1 protein-coding gene is annotated in these 647 nt (G+C 79.9%); it reads left to right on the top strand.

Features of this window, described 5'->3' with window-relative positions; genetic code table 11:
* Positions 1 to 165: 165 nt before the first annotated feature.
* Positions 166 to 647, top strand: a 482-nt coding sequence (locus tag DZF91_RS22770; RefSeq protein ID WP_158588017.1) for an ATP-binding protein, incomplete at its 3' end; no start/stop codon positions are given.

The raw sequence follows: 647 nt of genomic DNA, 5'->3' as shown, positions 1-647 counted from the left end.
GCACCCGCGCCCCGCACCGGCGTGCCCGCCCCCGGTCCCGCCGATCCGTCGGCTGCCCGTGCGGCCTCCCCCGCGCGGGCCGACGGACATGAGACCGGCTTCGCGCGGCGTGACGCCGGAGCCGGGGGACGGGCCCCCGGCTTCGCGCGCCATGACTCCGGGCTGGTGGGGCGTGACGCCGAGCTGGCCCGGCTCGTGCGGATGGTCGAGAGCGGCGAGCCGTCCGCCCTGCTGGTCACCGGCGACGCCGGCGCGGGCAGGAGCGCGCTGCTCGGCCACGCCGCCCGGCACGCCCGCGACCTGGGCATGACCGTGCTGGAGGGCCAGGGCGACGGCGTGCCCTTCGGCTGCCTGAACCAGGTCCTGCTCCCCCTGCTGGACGGCCTGGACGAACGGGAGCGGGCCGGGCTGCGGCCGGTGCTGGAGCTCGACGCGGACGCGCCGTCGCCGCCCGCCGGGGTCGCGGCGGCCGTCCTGCGGCTGCTCGCGGCGCGCTTCGCGACGCGTCCCGGGCTGCTGGTCGTCGACGACCTGCACCTGGCCGACCCGCGGTCGCTGCACGTGCTGAGGTTCGTCGCGCAGCGCGGCGGCCACCTGGGGTTCCGCACCCTGGCCGCGGCGGGCCACGCCTGCGCCGACGGCCTCGG

The organism is Actinomadura logoneensis (genome assembly GCF_003428695.1).
Taxonomy (GTDB): domain Bacteria; phylum Actinomycetota; class Actinomycetes; order Streptosporangiales; family Streptosporangiaceae; genus Spirillospora; species Spirillospora logoneensis.
The sequence above is the reverse complement of the archived record's forward strand: the minus strand, read 5'-3'. Positions and strand labels throughout refer to the sequence as shown.